The organism is Streptomyces sp. NPDC086787 (assembly GCF_044745865.1).
Taxonomy (GTDB): domain Bacteria; phylum Actinomycetota; class Actinomycetes; order Streptomycetales; family Streptomycetaceae; genus Streptomyces.
Map to the genome: position 1 here is coordinate 1 of NZ_JBIVBC010000006.1, position 16642 is coordinate 16642.

The window sequence follows — 16642 nt, forward strand, 5'->3', positions numbered from 1 at the left end:
GAGAAATACCAGCTCCACCCCCGCGACTGGACCACCGCCACCCGCGAGGGCCGCACCATCGCCCCCCTCATCACCCGCCTCAACACCATCCGGCGGCAGAGCCCGGCGCTGCGGCAGTTGCGTGATCTCCACTTCCACCACGCCGACAACGACGCGGTGATCGTCTACAGCAAGCGGAGCGGATCGAACACGGTTCTGGTGGCCGCGAACCTCGACCCCCACCACACCCAGGAGGCCACGGTCTCGTTGAACATGCCACAACTCGGCCTGGACTGGCACGAGTCGGTACCGGTGCGTGACGAACTCACCGGCGAGACCTATCACTGGGGCAGGACCAACTATGTGCGCCTCGAACCGGGTCGACGGCCCGCGCACGTCTTCACGGTGCTGCGACCGTCCACCCCGCAGATCGGAGGGTCACCCACACAATGATCGTCAACGAGCCTGTTCCGGACACCTTCGAGGACACCCCCGCCAAGGACCGTGACCCGGAGTGGTTCAAACGCGCCGTGTTCTACGAGGTCCTGGTGCGCTCCTTCCAGGACAGCGACGGGGACGGCATCGGGGACCTGAAGGGCCTGACCGCCAAACTGGACTACCTCCAGTGGCTCGGCGTCGACTGCCTCTGGCTGCCGCCCTTCTTCAAGTCACCTCTGCGGGACGGCGGTTACGACGTCTCGGACTACACCGCCGTACTGCCCGAGTTCGGTGACCTCGCGGACTTCGTGGAGTTCGTGGACGCGGCCCACCAGCGCGGGATGCGCGTGATCATCGACTTCGTCATGAACCACACCAGCGACCAGCACCCGTGGTTCCAGGAGTCGCGACGGGACCCGAAGGGACCCTACGGCGACTACTACGTCTGGGCGAAGGACGACAAGCAGTACCAGGACGCGCGCATCATCTTCGTGGACACCGAGGCCTCGAACTGGACGTACGACCCCGTCCGCAAGGAGTACTACTGGCACCGTTTCTTCTCCCACCAGCCGGACCTGAACTACGAGAACCCGGCGGTGCAGGAGGAGATGGTCTCCGCCCTGAAGTTCTGGCTGGACCTCGGGATCGACGGCTTCCGTCTGGACGCGGTGCCGTACCTGTACCAGCAGGAGGGCACCAACTGCGAGAACCTCCCCGCCACCCACGAGTTCCTGAGGCGGGTGCGCAAGGAGATCGACTCCCAGTACCCGGACACGGTGCTCCTCGCGGAGGCGAACCAGTGGCCGGAGGACGTGGTCGACTACTTCGGCGACTTCCAGAGCGGCGGCGACGAGTGCCACATGGCGTTCCACTTCCCGGTCATGCCGCGCATCTTCATGGCGGTGCGCCGTGAGTCCCGCCACCCCGTCTCCGAAATCCTGGCGAAGACCCCGGCGATCCCGTCGAACTGCCAGTGGGGCATCTTCCTGCGCAACCACGACGAGCTGACCCTGGAGATGGTCACCGACGAGGAACGCGACTACATGTGGGCCGAGTACGCCAAGGACCCACGGATGCGCGCCAACATCGGCATCCGCCGGCGTCTCGCCCCGCTCCTGGACAACGACCGCAACCAGATCGAGCTCTTCACCGCGCTGCTGCTCTCCCTGCCCGGATCACCGATCCTCTACTACGGTGACGAGATCGGCATGGGCGACAACATCTGGCTCGGCGACCGCGACGCCGTCCGCACCCCCATGCAGTGGACCCCGGACCGCAACGCCGGCTTCTCCTCGAGCGACCCCGGACGCCTCTACCTGCCCACGATCATGGACCCGGTCTACGGCTACCAGGTCACCAACGTCGAGGCCTCCATGTCCTCCCCCTCGTCGCTGCTGCACTGGACCCGCCGCATGATCGAGATCCGCAAGCAGAACCCCGCCTTCGGACTCGGGTCCTACAACGAACTCCCGTCCTCCAACCCGGCGGTCCTCGCCTTCCTGCGCGAGTACGAGGACGACCTCGTGCTGTGCGTGCACAACTTCTCCCGGTTCGCCCAGCCCACCGAACTCGACCTGCGCCGGTTCGGCGGCCGCCATCCCGTCGAGCTGTTCGGCGGGGTCCGCTTCCCGGCGGTCGGCGAACTGCCGTATCTGCTCACCCTCGCGGGCCACGGCTTCTACTGGTTCCGGCTCCGCGCGGAGACCGCGTAGTTCATCCCGTGGCCCGGGACGGTTTCCGCCGTCCCGGGCCGGGCACCCGTCACCGACACCCCGAAGCCCCCCGGGGAAAGGACCCGACGCCATGGCGGAAACGGTCATACCCTCCGGCACGACAAGTCCCGGCATTCTCGCGTCACTCGACCCGCTGCTGCGTGAATGGCTGCCCCGGCAGCGGTGGTTCGCGGGCAAGGGGCGGCCGGTCACCGGCTTCTCCCTGGTCGAGGCCACCGAGCTGCTCCCGCCGGGCGCGCGCCTCGGCCTGCACCACCTGCTCGTCCGCGCCCACCAGCCGCCCGCCCCGGGGACCGTCCCGCGGCCCGGGGACTGCTACCAGCTCCTCATAGGCGTGCGCGAGGCGCTGCCGCCCCGGCTGGCGCCCGCGCTGATCGGACACGTCACCGCGGGGCCGCTCGCCGGGCGGACGGTGTACGACGCCCTGTACGACACCCGGCCCGCCGAGGTGCTCCTGGAGGCGCTGCGCACCCGGGCCCGTGTCGGCGCGCTGCGCTTCGAACGGGACCCGGGCCAGGAGGTCCGGGACGCACTGGTGCCCCGGCTGCTGACCGCCGAGCAGTCCAACTCGTCGGTCGTCTATGGAGATACGTTCATTCTCAAGCTGCTGCGCAGAGTCGTCCCGGGCGTCAACCCCGACCTGGAGATACCCCGCGCGCTCGCTCGCGAGGGCTGCGCCCGGGTGCCCGCGCCGACCGCGTGGTTCCTCGCGGACCCGTCCGGGGCGTCCGGACCGTCCGGGCAGGAGGACGACGCCTACGTCCTGGGCGTGCTCCAGCCCTTCGTGCGGGGCGCGACGGACGGCTGGGAGCTGGCCCTGCGGGAGCTGGCCAAGGGCGAGGACTTCGCCGCCGAGGCGCGGGCGCTGGGGCGGGCGACCGCCGAGGTGCACACGGCGCTCGCCCACGCGCTCCCCACGGTCACCCTTGGCCACGGCCAACTGCGGCTGATGGCCGACGGCATGACCGACCGGCTGACGGCGGCCGTGCGGGCGGTGCCCGCGCTGCGGCCCTACGAGTCCGGTCTGCGCTCGGCCTACCGGGCCCTCGCCGACCTCGCCGCCGAGGGCCGCACCTGGACCGCCCAGCGCGTGCACGGCGATCTGCACCTCGGACAGTGCCTGCGCTCGCCCGCCGGGCGGTGGTCGCTGATCGACTTCGAGGGCGAGCCGGCCCGGCCGCTGGCCGAGCGGCGGATGCCGCAGCCGACGGTCCGGGACATCGCGGGGATGCTCCGCTCCTTCGACTACGCGGCGCACTCGGTGACCCCGCCCGCCCCGGACTGGGCGGCCGCGTGCCGGGCCGCGTTCTGCTCCGGGTACGCCGAGGCCGACGGCCGCGACCCGCGCACCGAACCAGTGCTGCTGCGGGCCTACGAGACCGACAAGGCGGTCTACGAGGTCGTCTACGAGGCCCGCCACCGCCCCGACTGGCTGCCGGTGCCGCTGTCGGCGGTGCACCGCCTCGCCATGTCCGACCAGATCTGACCCCATCCTCGCCCAGGAGGCTAGTCCGTGACCCCCAGTCCCCCGTCCAGCGGTTCGGATCCGAAGAAGAAGGCGAAGAAGACGAGGAAGGCCACAGCTCAGAAGGCCACGGCGCAGACGGCCACGGCGCAGAGGATCCCGGACGAAAGGACCGGCGACGCGGCCGCGGCGCCCGTCGAGATCGCCGTGTCGCCCGCCGTGGACGCCGCCGACCGCGAGCGGCTGCTGGCCGGGACGCACCACGACCCGCACTCCGTCCTCGGTGCCCACCAGGTGACCGGTGGAGTCGCCTTCCGTGCCTTCCGCCCGTACGCCCGGTCGGTCACCGTCCTGTCGGGCGACCTGCGGGTGGAGCTGCACGACGACGGCGACGGATTCTTCTCCGGGCTGCTGCCCCTCACCATCGTTCCGGCCTACCGGCTGCTCCTGGCGTACGAGGGTGTGGCGCAGGAGACCGAGGACGCATACCGCTTCCTGCCCGCGCTCGGCGACCTCGACCTGCATCTGATCGGCGAGGGACGGCACGAACAACTGTGGAGGGCGCTGGGCGCCGAGCCGATGACCCACCAGGGCGTCACCGGCACCCGGTTCACCGTGTGGGCCCCCAACGCCCGGGGCGTGCGGCTGGCCGGTGGCTTCAACTTCTGGGACGGCACCGGGCATCCGATGCGTTCGCTCGGTTCGTCCGGGGTGTGGGAGCTGTTCGTGCCGGGGATCGGCACGGGCGAGCTGTACAAGTTCGAGATCACTCGTCCGGACGGCTCCCACAGCCTGCGCGCCGACCCGATGGCCCGGCGCACCCAGGCCCCGCCGGACACCTCGTCCGTCGTACACGCCTCGCACCACGAATGGGGCGACGCCGTGTGGATGGCGCACCGCGGGGACACCCCGGTGCACGAGGCACCGTTCTCGGTGTACGAGGTCCATCTCGCTTCCTGGCGACCTGGCTTGACCTACCGTCAGCTCGCGGATCAGCTCCCCGCCTATGTCAGGGACCTGGGCTTCACCCACGTCGAGCTGATGCCGGTCGCCGAGCACCCGTTCGGCGGCTCCTGGGGCTACCAGGTCACCGGTTTCTACGCGCCGACCGCGCGGCTGGGCACCCCCGACGACTTCAAGTACCTGGTCGACGCCCTGCACCGGGCCGGCATCGGCGTGATCATGGACTGGGTGCCCGCCCACTTCCCGCGCGACGACTGGGCGTTGGCGGAGTTCGACGGGCGCCCGCTGTACGAGCACGAGGATCCGCTACGGGCCGCGCACCCCGACTGGGGCACGCTGGAGTTCGACTTCGGCCGTCGCGAGGTGCGCAACTTCCTGGTGGCCAACGCGGTGTACTGGTGCGAGGAGTTCCACATCGACGGCCTCAGGGTGGACGCGGTCGCCTCGATGCTCTACCTCGACTACTCGCGGGAAGCGGGCCAGTGGTCGCCGAACCGGCACGGCGGCCGGGAGAACCTGGACGCGGTGGCCTTCCTCCAGGAGATGAACGCCACCGTCTACCGGCGCAGTCCGGGGGTCGTGACCATCGCCGAGGAGTCGACCGCCTGGGACGGCGTCACGCGCCCCACGCACCACCGGGGCCCGAGCGGCTTCGGCGGTCTGGGATTCGGGCTGAAGTGGAACATGGGCTGGATGCACGACTCGCTGGAGTACATGCGGCACGAGCCGGTGCACCGCAGGTACCACCACCACGAGATGACCTTCTCGATGGTGTACGCGTACAGCGAGAACTACGTCCTGCCCATCTCCCACGACGAGGTCGTGCACGGCAAACGCTCACTTGTCTCCAAGATGCCCGGCGACTGGTGGCAGCAGCGCGCCGGCCACCGTGCCTACCTCGGCTTCATGTGGGCCCACCCCGGCAAACAACTCCTCTTCATGGGACAGGAGTTCGCGCAGGGCGCCGAGTGGTCCGAGGCGCACGGCCCGGACTGGTGGCTGCTCGACCCCGGCTACGGCGCCGAGGCCGACCACCGGGGCGTGCGGGACCTGGTCCGCGATCTGAACTCCGTCTACCGCGCCGCCCCGGCCCTGTGGCAGTTGGACACCGACCCGGCCGGCTTCCAGTGGGTCGTCGGCGACGCGGCCGACGACAACGTCATCGCCTTCCTGCGGCTGGACACCGGGGGCAGCCCTCTGCTGTCCGTCTCGAACCTCTCCCCGGTGGTCCGGCACGGCTACCGCCTCGGCGTCCCCGAGGAGATATCAGCCTGGCGCGAGGTCCTGAACACGGACCACGGGAGGTACGGGGGCAGTGGCGTGACCAACGCGGACGAGGTCAAGCCGGAGCCCCAGCCCCTGCACGGCCGCCCCACATCGATGGGCCTGACCCTGCCGCCGCTGGCGACGGTGTGGCTGCGGCCGGCCTGAGCGACACCGGGCCGCCGCAGCCCGCGGTCACTCCGTCTCGGCCAGGCCCTGCGGCAGCGAGCCCGTGTGCAGCACCCCCAGCCGTTGCGTGGCCCGGGTCAGCGCGACGTAGAGATCACTCGTGCCGTACCGGCCCGGCTCCACCACGAGTACCGAGTCGAACTCGAGTCCCTTGGCCTGGCGTGGGTCCAGCAGCACGACGGTGCGGGTGAGGTCGGGTTCGGACCCGGCGGTGACGCCGTCCAGCCGTGCGGCCAGCGCGCGGTGCAGGTCGCGCGGGGCGATCACCGCCAGTCTCCCCTCGGTGGGGGTGAGTTCGGCGACCGCCTTCGCCACCGCGCCGGGCAGGTCGTCGGCCACGTGCCGCACCCAGGGCCGTACTCCCGTGGAGCGGACCGAGCTCGGCGGTTCGAAGTCCGGGCGCACGGCGCGGACCACGGCCGCCGCGAGGTCCATGATCTCGGACGGGGTGCGGTAGTTGACGCCCAGTCGGGTGTGCTCCCAGCGGTCCTCCACGTAGGGGGCGAGGATGTCCGACCAGGAGCCGACGCCCGCCGCCTCGGCCGTCTGGGCCGGGTCGCCGACCAGGGTCATGGAGCGGGTGGGGCTGCGCCGCATGAGCAGCCGCCACGCCATCGGTGACAGCTCCTGCGCCTCGTCCACGATGATGTGCCCGAACGCCCAGGTCCGGTCGGCCGCCGCCCGCTCGGCCGCGCTGCGGAGATCGTCCTCCTCCTGCCGCTCGGCGAACCGTTCGGCGTCGATGATGTCGTGCGCGGACAGCACCTCCGAGTCGTCGTCGTGCATGTCCTCGAACTCGTAGGTCCGGGAGGCGTACGACACGTCGAGGACACCCTGGGCGTAGGCGACCTGTGTCTCCCGCTCACGCTCCGCCCGCTCCCTGACGACCCGCTCGTCGACACCGAGGAGTTCGGCAGCCTCGTCGAGCAGCGGCACGTCCGCGACCGTCCACGCCCGGGTGACCGGACGGCGGATCGCGGCCGCGTCCTCGTCGGGCACATAGCCCTCGGGATTCGCGAGGAAGTCGGCGACCAGCCGCCGTGGGGTGATCCTGGGCCACAACTGGTCGATGGAGGACCAGACTTCGGGGTTCTCGGCGAGCTCGTCGCGGATCTGGGTGATGTCGGAGGCGTCCAGCAGACTGGTGCCGTCGTAGGGGTCGGTGCCGACCCGCTCGGCGTAGAGCTCGGTGAGGGTGTTCAGCAGGTGTCCCTCGAAGTGCTCGCGGGCCACGTTGTGCGGCAGTCCGGCGGCCCGGGTGCGCTCGCGGGCGACACCGACCAGGCCCTCGTCGAGCATCAGGACCTCGCGGTCGTGCGCGACGGTGAGGACGGGGTCGGGCAGTGCCTGCCGGCCGCGTACGACGGCGGCGAGGACGTCGGCCATGCCGGCCCGGCCCTTCACCGCGGCCGCCTCGGGGGTGTCCCGGGCCGTGGCCCGCACCCCGGGGAACAGTTCGCCGACCGTGGCGAGGAGCACGCCGGTCTCGCCCAGGGAGGGCAGCACCTCGCCGATGTAGCCGAGGAAGGCGGGGTTGGGGCCGACGATCAGCACGGCCCGCTTGGCGAGTAGTTCGCGGTGCTCGTAGAGGAGGTAGGCGGCCCGGTGCAGGGCGACCGCCGTCTTTCCGGTGCCGGGGCCGCCCTCCACGACCAGCACTCCCCGGTGCGGAGCCCGGATGATTTCGTCCTGTCCGGCCTGGATGGTCTGCACGATGTCGGTCATGCGGCCGGTGCGCGCGGAGTTGAGCGCGGCCAGCAGCACGGCGTCCCCCGTGGGGTCCTCGTGGCCGGTGCGGGTGGCGTCACCGAGGTCGAGGATCTCGTCGTGCAGGGAGGTCACCCGGCGGCCGTCGGTGCCGATGTGCCGGCGTCTGCGCAGGCCCAGCGGGGTGTGCCCGGTGGCCAGATAGAAGGGGCGGGCGACGTCGGCCCGCCAGTCGACGAGGACGGGGGTGCGTTCGGCGTCGTCGGCGCGCAGGCCGATTCGGCCGATGTGGTGGCTCGCGCCGGAGGACTGGTCGATGCGGCCGAAGCAGAGGGAGCCGTCCACGGCGTTCAGCGCGGCGAGCAGCCCGGAGCGCTCGGCGACCAGGATGTCCCGTTCGAGCCGCGCCTGCATGGGCTTGTCGCCCTGGGCGAGCGCGTCCGCGACGGAGGTCTCGGTGTCGCCGCGCAGGGCGTCCACACGTGCGTACAGTCCGTCGATGAATTCCTGCTCGTGCCGCAATTCATCGCCCGGAAATTCGGTGTTTGACAATTCCGCTCCCGCCCGGATATACTCTGCTCAGTAAGCTTCTTCGCGCCTTGACGTTCCTCAAGTCGCGAATCATTGAATATACGCAAAGAAATCCCCCGGGCGCAATTGCCCGGGGGATTTCTTTGTATGGGGGTAGGCGGTATGGGGATCAGAGCACGTCGGACAGCTCCTCGAGCAGCCGCCGCTTCGGCCGCGCGCCGACCACGGCCTTCACCGGCTCACCGTCGCGGAAGACCATGAAGGTCGGCATGGACAGCACCCGGTAGGCGTTCGTGGTCACCGGACTGCGGTCGACGTCCAGCTGTACGACCTTCAGGCGCCCGCCCGTCTCCTCGGCCACGGCGCCGAGCACCGGCCCCATCTGCCGGCACGGCGGGCACCAGTCGGCGGTGAACTCCACCAGCACGGGCACCGCCGAACCGATCACCTCCGCCGCGAAGTCCGCGTCCGTCACCTCGGTCACACCGTCGGCCTTGATCACCGCTCCAGCCCTCCCAGCTCGCACAGGGGTTCCGGGCCTCCCGGAACCAGCGACTCGGCGGCCAGCCGCAGCCGCCCGGCGACCTGCTCACGCACCGTGCGCAACTCCCCGATGAGTGCGTCCAGTTCGTCCAGCTTGCGCCGGTAGACCGCGAGCGACGCCGGACACGCGTCGCCCTCCGGGTGCCCGGCCCGCAGACACTCCACGAACGGCCGTGTCTCCTCCAGCTCGAACCCGAAGTCCCGCAGCGTCCGGATCTGTGTGAGCAGCCTGAGATCGGCCTCGTCGTACGACCGGTATCCCCTGTCGTCGCGCCGCGCGGGCAGCAGCCCCCGCGACTCGTAGTACCGAAGCGCCCGCGTGGTGGTCCCGGCCCGTGCGGCCAGCTCGCCGATTCGCATGCGTACGACCGTAGGCGTTGACGTGGGCGTCAGGGCAAGGCCGCGGGCGGCGGCCTGTACGGCAGCGGCTTGTACGGCACCGACGGCTCGGGCCGAGGGCCCCTCAGGAGGCCGCCAGCCCCGCCGACTCCTCCACCTCCATCAGCGAGGCGCTGTGGCGCTCCTCCTCGAAGGCCCTGCGGCCACCGCGCAGGCCGAACAGCCGCTTCGTGAGGGCGATGTAGAGCACGGCGAGGATGTTGAGGACCAGGGTGGCGATCTTCAGCCAGCTGATGTGCTCGGTGAGTTCGTAGATCTCCAGCGGGAGGAAGGCGGCGGTGGCGACCACCGTCAGGTACTCCGCCCAGCGCTTGGCGTACCAGAGGCCGACCGCCTCGACCAGTTCGATCAGCGCGTACGCCAGCAGCAGGGCGGCCACCAGCAGCAGCGTGGAGTGCTTGTAGCCGAAGGTCTTCTGGATGGTGCCGACCACGGGCGAGTGGTCGAGGTCGTAGTGGAAGTGTCGGAAGACCGGGCGGAGGACGTCCAGATACTCGTTGAAGAGGCGGCGCACCGCGTCCTGGCTGTTGCTGAACTTCCACACCGCGATGGCGACCAGCACGATGAACACCCCGCGCACGGCCCGTTCGACGGCCAGGAAGCGCAGGACGAACAGGTCCCGCAGCACCTTGCCGCGCGGCACCAGCGGGGCGTCGGACGCCGGACCCGAGCCGTGCGGTTCGCCGAGCACGAAGTCACCGCAGCGCAGGCAGCGCCACACGTCACCGAGGGCGGTCTCCGCGTGCAGCCGTACCCGCAGCCGGGGGTCGTCCGGCGCGTAGGTCACATGCCCCTTGCGCGCGCAGTTCCGGCGGTCCCAGTCGATCTTCATCCCCCGTGCCTCCATATGTGACGACGAACGTGCCGTTCCGGTTGATCCGGCACGGCACGTTAATCGATACGGCCCGGGGGCCGCCGACGCGGGGTCAGTGTGCCGCGCTGTCCACCGGTTCCCGCTCCTGGGCCGCGGTCTCGGTCACGGAGGCCGCGCGGCCCGGCAGCAGCAGGGCGACCAGGACGGTGCCGACGCCCAGGATCACCGCGCCGACCAGGCTGGTGCGGGCCACCGCGTCGGAGAAGGCGGAGCCGACCGCGTCGGCCATCTGCCGTGCGCCGGTGGAGAGTCCGGCGGCCTGCTCCTTCAGCTTCGCGGCCTGCTGCGGGTCGGTGGCCTGCGCGGCCTGGGCGGCCGCCTGACGGGCCTTCTCCCCGATGCCCTGCGCCACGCCGTATCCGGCGCCCACCGAGTCCCGCGCGGTGGCCAGGGCGCTCGCGGGAAGCCTGCTGCCCGCGGTGGCGTCCGTGAGGTGGTCGCCGTACGACGTCGACAGCAGCGAGCCGAGGATGGCGATGCCGAGCGAGCCGCCGAGTTCCAGCGAGGTGTCGTTCACCGCGCCGCCGACGCCCAGTTCGGCCTCCGGGAACGCGCCCATGATGGCGTCCGTGCAGGGCGAGAGGGCGAGGCCGATGGCCAGGCCGAGGACGACGAGCGGGGTGACGAGGTCGCCGTACGTCGAGTGCGCGTCCACCCGGGTGAGCAGGGCCAGCGCCGCCGTGCCGCCGACCATGCCCGCGGTGACCGTCCAGTGCATGCCGACGCGCGGGGTGAGCCAACCGGTGAGCGCGGATCCCACGAAGACCGCTCCGGCGAGCGGAAGCATGCGCACTCCGGTGCCGAGGGCGTCGTAGCCGAGGACGAACTGGAGGTGCTGGGTCAGGTAGTAGAAGGCGCCGAAGACGGCCAGGAAGAACAGGGAGACGGCGAGGTTGGAGCCCGCGAACCGGCGGTCGGTGAAGCGCCGCACGTCCAGCACGGGGTGCGGATGGCGCAGTTCCCAGAGCACGAAGCCGACGAGGCCGAGTCCCGCGACGACGGCGGCGGTCACGGCCTTGACGCCCCAGCCGAAGTGCGGGCCCTCGATGATCATGTAGACGAGCGCGCCGATCCACACCACCGACAGCAGGCCGCCGACGTAGTCGATCCGGTTGTGGTGACCGGCCCTGGACGGCGGCACCAGGACGAGGGTGCCGATGATCGCGACGACCGCGACCGGCACGTTGATCAGGAAGGTGGACGCCCAGCCGTGGTCGCGCAGCAGCGCGCCGGCGACGACCGGACCGGCCGCTATGGCGAGCCCGGCGGTGGCGGTCCACAGGGTGATGGCCTTGGCCCGCTCGGCACGCGGGAAGGTCGCGGCGAGCAGGGAGAGGGTGGCCGGCATGATCAGCGCGGCGCCGAGTCCCATCACCGCGCGGGCGGTGATCACGGCGGTGGCGCTGCCGGCGAGGTAGCCGGAGACGGCCCCGGCGCCGAAGACCACGAGCCCGAGGAGGAGTGCGCCGCGGCGGCTGTACTTGTCGCCGATCGCGCCGAGCAGCAGCATCAGCGCGGCGTAGGGCACCGTGTAGCCGTCGATCACCCACTGGAGGTCGGCGCCGGACAGGCCGAGGTCGCGGGTCATGTCGGGGGCCGCGACCGTGAGGGCGGTGTTGGCCATCACGATGATCAGCAGGCTCAGGCAGAGCACGAGCAGCGCCCACCAGCGCCGGGCGTAGGGGCCGCGCATCCTCTCGACCGGTTCGTTCATGACGAGTCGCATGGCAGGGGTCGCCTTCCTCGGTGCGCACGACAGCACTTGCACAGTGGCGTGCAATTGCACAACCATGTGCAATGTACGACCGCTGCACAGCAATGTGCAAATCGGGGAGCGCCCGGGCCGCCGGGCGGGCAGAATGTCAGCCATGACCACGGGTAACAGCTCTCGCGCCGACGCCAACAGGCGCCGCATCCTGGACGTGGCGCTCACCGAGCTGCTGCGCGACCCCGACGCCTCGATGGACCAGATCGCGCGCGCCGCGGGCGTCGTACGCCGCACGGTGTACGGCCACTTCCCCAGCCGTGAGGCGCTGATCAGCACGCTGATCGACGAGGCGGTGGAGGCACTGATGGCCGCGCACGCCGCGGGACGCGCCGGGGTGGACGACCCGGCGGAGGCGGTGGCCCGTTCGGTGCTCGCGGTCTGGGAGATCGCCGACGGCTACCGGCTGCTCGTCGCCCTGGCCCAGCGCACGGTCACCGTCGAGGGCATCCGTGAACGTCTCACCCCGGTCCGTGAATCCTGCGCCGAACTGCTCCAACGGGGCCTGGACCAGGGAACGTTCAGCTCACCGCTGCCGGCGCCGGCGCTGGCGTACGTGCACGAGCAGATGCTGTTCGCCCTGATGGAGACCGTGAACGAAGGCCTGCTCCCGGCCACCCGGGCGGGCCGCTCCGCCGCGGTCACGGTGCTGACCGCGACGGGCGTCCCCGCATCCCTCGCCACCGCGCTCGTGGCAAGGGTGAGCGGGAGACCGGGCGGCTGAGTCGTAGTGGGAAAGCCTCAGACGCCCGGAGACGGCGGCCCCCCGCCCGGAGACGGGGGGCCGGGCGTCCGGCCCGGGTTCAGGCCGGGCCGGACGCCCGGGACAACGGCAGCCCTGCTGTTCCGCTGACCCATCCATACCCATCCGCCCCGCCCCGGACCGGAGCGGACCGGACCGGAGCGCCTTACGCCTTCGTGAGTTCCCGCTCGCGTTCCGCGTCCGCTCCCGGCGACGGCTCGCCGTCGCCCCGGCCCTCGCCCTCGTCCAGCAAGGTCGTCTCGTCGAACGGCAGCTCCCCGGCGAGGACCCGCCGGACGCGGTCCTTGTCGATCTCCTTCGTCCAGGTGCCGATGAGGACGGTGGCGACCGCGTTGCCGGCGAAGTTCGTCAGGGCGCGGGCCTCGCTCATGAAGCGGTCGATGCCGACGATCAGTCCGACGCCGTCGACCAGCGCGGGCTTGTGCGACTGAAGACCGCCGGCCAGGGTGGCGAGGCCTGCGCCGCTGACGCCCGCCGCGCCCTTGGAGGCGAGGAGCAGGAAGAGGAGCAGCGGGATCTGCTCGCCCACCGACATCGGCGTACCGAGGGCGTCGGCGATGTAGAGGGACGCCATGGTCATGTAGATCATGGTGCCGTCGAGGTTGAAGGAGTAGCCGGTCGGCACGGTGATGCCGACCACCGGCTTGCTGACGCCGAGGTGCTCCAGCTTCGCGATGAGCCGCGGCAGCGCCGACTCGGAGGAGGACGTGGACAGGATCAGCAGGAACTCACGGCCCAGGTACCGGAACAGCGAGAAGACGTTCAGGCCGGTGCAGATCCGCAGTACCGCGCCGAGGACCACGAAGACGAACAGGAAGCAGGTCACGTAGAAGCCGACCATCAGCACGGCGAGGCTCTTGAGCGCGTCCAGGCCCGCCGAGCCGACCACGGCCGCGATGGCGCCGAACGCGCCGATGGGGGCGGCCCACATCACCATGGAGAGAATGCGGAAGACGAGCCGCTGGATGTGTTCGACGCCGCGCAGCACCGGCCGCCCGGCCCGGCCCATGGCCTGGAGCGCGAACCCGGCGAGCAGCGCGACCAGCAGGGTCTGAAGCACCTGGCCCTCGGTGAAGGCGGACACGAAGGTCTTCGGAATGATCGAGAGCACGAAGTCCACCGGCGGCAGCGCCTCGGACGACACCTGGCCGTGGCCGGACGCCTTGACCGCCGCCGTCAGATGCAACCCGTCCCCGGGGTGCAGGATGTTGCCCACGACCAGCCCGATGCTCAGCGCGACCAGCGACATCACGAGGAAGTAGCCGAGCGCGATGCCGCCGACGGCGCCGACCTTCGCCGCCTTGCGGACCGATCCGATGCCGAGCACGATCGTGCAGAAGATGATCGGCGAGATCATCATCTTGATCAGGTTCACAAAGCCCGTACCGAGCGGCTTCAGCTCGACCCCGAGGTCCGGCCGGATGAGGCCCACGGCGATGCCGAGCACCACCGCGGCGATGACCGCCAGATACAGATAGTGGGTACGGTCCCGCTTCCCAGCGGGTACGGCAGGTGCCGTATCGGGAGTTCTGGCGGCCACGGCTGCCCTCCTTGACGTCTTCGTCGGCATCACCGGCGTGCGGCTCACGTCCGGGGGTGTGGGGGAATGCCGTGACTATCTCCCGCCGTGTGAGGGCGGTCACGCTTGCGTTCATTTAGTTCACGCCCGACCGCGGGCCACACTGACGTCATGCGTCTGCCGTCCGTCGCCCGCCCCCGCAGCCTGGCCGGCCAGCTCTTCGCCATGCAGGCCGTGATCATGGCGGTGGTGGTGGCCGGGTACGCGCTGTTCACCTACGTCAGCGACCGGCGCCAGGCCGAGGAGGCCGCGGGGCGCCAGGCCATGGCCGTGGCCCGCTCGGTCGCCGACGCGCCCTCGGTGCGGCAGTCGATCCACACCCCGCGGCCCTCGGCACGGCTCCAGCCGTACGCCCTCCAGGTCATGCGGGACACGGACGTCGACTTCGTCACGATCATGAATCCGCAGGGCATCCGCTGGACCCACCCGGACGACAACGAGATCGGGAGGCCTTTCCTCGGACACACCGCGCGCGCCCGGCAGGGCCACGCCTTCACCGAGACGTACACGGGCACCCTGGGCGCCTCGGTCCGGGCGGTGACCCCGGTGGAGGAGAACGGCCGCGTCATCGGGCTGGTGAGCGCGGGCATACGGGTCGAGGCGATCAGCAGGCGGCTGCGGGAGCAGGTCACCGCCCTGATCGGGGTCGCGGCCGGGGCGCTGCTGCTGGGCGCGGTGGGCACGTACGTCGTCAACGCCCGGCTGCGCCGCCACACCCACGGGATGAACGCGACCGAGCTGAGCCGACTGCACGACTACCACGAGGCCACGCTGCACGCGGTGCGCGAGGGCCTGCTGATGCTCGACGGGCAGTACCGGGTGGCCCTCATCAACGACGGCGGGCGGGAGCTGCTGGGCGTGCCCGCCGGGCAGGACGTGATCGGCAGGTCGGTGGCGGAGCTGGGGCTGCCCGCCCCGCTGACGGGCGCGCTGCTCGCGTCCGGCCCCCGGGTGGACGAGGTGCATCTGACGGCGGACCGGATGCTGGCGGTGAACACCTCCCCGGTGTCGGGCGGTGAGCGGCGCGGCACGGTGGCGACGCTCCGTGACGTCACCGAACTCCAGTCCCTGATGGGGGAACTGGACACCGAGCGCGGATTCACCCAGGCGCTGCGCTCGCAGGCGCACGAGGCCGCGAACCGGCTGCACACGGTGGTCTCGCTGATCGAGCTGGGCCGCGCCGCGGAGGCGGTGGAGTTCGCGACGGCTGAGCTGGAGCTGGCGCAGGCCCTCACGGACCGGGTGGTGGCGGCGGTGGGCGAGCCGGTGCTCGCGGCACTGCTGCTCGGCAAGACGGCGCAGGCCAACGAGCGCGGTGTCGAACTGGTCGTCTCGGCGGACAGCCGCCTGGACGACGGGGTTCTGCCCTCCGGTCTGTCGGCCCGCGACCTGGTGACCGTCCTCGGCAACCTGATCGACAACGCGGTGGACGCGGCGCAGGGGAGCACCGGGGCCCGGGTGACCGTGACGGCGTATGCCGACGGGGGCGAACTGGTGCTGCGGGTCGCGGACACCGGCGGCGGTGTGGACCCGGCCCATGCGGAACTCGTCTTCCAGCGCGGGTTCTCCACCAAGCCGGCCGGACCGGGCGGGCGTGGGCTCGGGCTCGCCCTGGTCCGGCAGGCCGTGCACCGCCTGGAGGGGGCGCTGGCGGTGACGGAGGCCGACGGCGGCGGGGCGGAGTTCGAGGTGCGGCTGCCGCTGGGCGCGGTGGCCGTGGCCTCCCCGGCGCCCGGAGGCGAGGCATGACGGTGGGGCCGCCCATCCGGGTGCTGATCGTGGAGGACGACCCGGTCGCCGCCGACGCGCACGTCCTGTATGTCGGACGGGTGCCCGGCTTCACCGCCGTCGGCAAGGCGCACACCGGCGCCCAGGCCCGGCGGCTGCTGGAGCGCACGCCGGTGGACCTGCTCCTGCTCGACCTGCACCTGCCCGATGTGCACGGTCTCCAGTTCGCCCGGTCGCTGCGCGCGGCCGGTCACCAGGCCGACGTGATCGCGGTGACCTCCGCGCGTGATCTGGCCGTCGTGCGGGAGGGCGTCTCGCTGGGCGTGGTGCAGTACGTGCTGAAGCCGTTCACGTTCGCGACGCTGCGGGACCGGCTGGTCAGATACGCCGAGTTCCGCGGGGCGGTGGGCGAGGCGAGCGGCCAGGACGAGGTGGACCGCGCGCTGGCCTCGCTGCGCGCACCGGGCCCGGCGTCCCTCCCGAAGGGTCTGAGCGCGCCCACCCTGGAACGGGTCACGGCCACCCTGCGGGACCGCGTCGAGGGCCTCACGGCGGCCGGTGTCGCCGAGGCGACCGGCCTCTCCCGCATCACCGCACGCCGCTACCTGGAACATCTGGTGACCGCGGGCGTCGCGGCCCGCAGCCCGCAGTACGGCACGGTGGGCCGCCCGGAACTCCAGTACCGCTGGACGGGCTCCCGGGGCGTGTCCTAGGGCGTTGTCC

The 16642-nt window shown here is 71.3% G+C and carries 13 protein-coding genes; 7 read left to right on the forward strand and 6 right to left on the reverse strand.

The genetic code is table 11. The features are described 5' to 3' along the window. The 4 genes from ACIPK3_RS16485 to glgB all read left to right on the forward strand — a co-directional run. Positions 1 to 432 (forward strand): DUF3459 domain-containing protein (locus ACIPK3_RS16485; protein WP_402570233.1); only part of this gene is annotated, 432 nt, incomplete at its 5' end. Next, on the forward strand, positions 429 to 2129 hold the full coding sequence (gene treS, locus ACIPK3_RS16490; RefSeq protein ID WP_402570235.1) for a maltose alpha-D-glucosyltransferase: 1701 nt from the start codon (positions 429 to 431) through the stop codon (positions 2127 to 2129). The genes ACIPK3_RS16485 and treS, both read left to right, overlap by 4 nt. A gap of 91 nt (positions 2130 to 2220) precedes the next feature. Further along, complete coding sequence (locus ACIPK3_RS16495; protein ID WP_402570237.1) at positions 2221 to 3636, forward strand: maltokinase; 1416 nt, start codon at positions 2221 to 2223, stop codon at positions 3634 to 3636. Positions 3637 to 3663: 27 nt separating this feature from the next. Next, positions 3664 to 6009 (forward strand): 1,4-alpha-glucan branching enzyme, encoded by a 2346-nt coding sequence (glgB, locus tag ACIPK3_RS16500; RefSeq protein ID WP_402570239.1) that lies wholly within the window; start codon positions 3664 to 3666, stop codon positions 6007 to 6009. Positions 6010 to 6036: 27 nt separating this feature from the next. On the opposite strand, the gene ACIPK3_RS16505 is transcribed toward glgB, so the two are convergent. The 5 genes from ACIPK3_RS16505 to ACIPK3_RS16525 form a co-directional block, all read right to left on the reverse strand. Next, positions 6037 to 8307: a HelD family protein gene (locus ACIPK3_RS16505; RefSeq protein ID WP_402570776.1), complete on the reverse strand. Its 2271-nt coding sequence runs from the start codon at positions 8305 to 8307 to the stop codon at positions 6037 to 6039. Positions 8308 to 8437: 130 nt separating this feature from the next. Then, complete coding sequence (locus ACIPK3_RS16510) at positions 8438 to 8770, reverse strand: thioredoxin family protein (protein ID WP_402570241.1); 333 nt, start codon at positions 8768 to 8770, stop codon at positions 8438 to 8440. After that, on the reverse strand, positions 8767 to 9171 hold the full coding sequence (locus ACIPK3_RS16515; RefSeq protein ID WP_402570242.1) for a MerR family transcriptional regulator: 405 nt from the start codon (positions 9169 to 9171) through the stop codon (positions 8767 to 8769). Before ACIPK3_RS16515 ends, ACIPK3_RS16510 begins: the two co-directional genes overlap by 4 nt. A 103-nt stretch (positions 9172 to 9274) precedes the next feature. Beyond that, the gene (locus ACIPK3_RS16520) at positions 9275 to 10042 is read right to left on the reverse strand and encodes a DUF2127 domain-containing protein (RefSeq protein ID WP_402570243.1); all 768 of its coding nucleotides are present in this window, start codon (positions 10040 to 10042) and stop codon (positions 9275 to 9277) included. 94 nt (positions 10043 to 10136) lie between these two features. Beyond that, positions 10137 to 11810, reverse strand: a complete 1674-nt coding sequence (locus ACIPK3_RS16525) for an MFS transporter (RefSeq protein ID WP_402570245.1) — start codon at positions 11808 to 11810, stop codon at positions 10137 to 10139. 133 nt (positions 11811 to 11943) lie between these two features. Between ACIPK3_RS16525 and ACIPK3_RS16530 the strand changes: the two genes are divergently transcribed. Beyond that, the gene (locus tag ACIPK3_RS16530) at positions 11944 to 12573 is read left to right on the forward strand and encodes a TetR/AcrR family transcriptional regulator (RefSeq protein ID WP_402570247.1); all 630 of its coding nucleotides are present in this window, start codon (positions 11944 to 11946) and stop codon (positions 12571 to 12573) included. Between the two features lie 184 nt (positions 12574 to 12757). Here ACIPK3_RS16530 and ACIPK3_RS16535 read toward each other — a convergent pair whose 3' ends face one another. After that, a complete protein-coding gene (locus tag ACIPK3_RS16535) occupies positions 12758 to 14182 on the reverse strand; it encodes a cation:dicarboxylate symporter family transporter (protein WP_402570778.1) in 1425 nt (474 codons plus the stop codon). A gap of 120 nt (positions 14183 to 14302) precedes the next feature. Here ACIPK3_RS16535 and ACIPK3_RS16540 point away from each other — a divergent pair, with 120 nt between their 5' ends. Further along, positions 14303 to 15940 carry an ATP-binding protein gene (locus ACIPK3_RS16540; protein ID WP_402570248.1) on the forward strand — a complete coding sequence of 546 codons (1638 nt, stop codon included), beginning with the start codon at positions 14303 to 14305 and terminating at the stop codon, positions 15938 to 15940. After that, positions 15937 to 16632 carry a response regulator gene (locus ACIPK3_RS16545; protein WP_402570250.1) on the forward strand — a complete coding sequence of 232 codons (696 nt, stop codon included), beginning with the start codon at positions 15937 to 15939 and terminating at the stop codon, positions 16630 to 16632. Before ACIPK3_RS16540 ends, ACIPK3_RS16545 begins: the two co-directional genes overlap by 4 nt. Positions 16633 to 16642 lie beyond the last annotated feature (10 nt).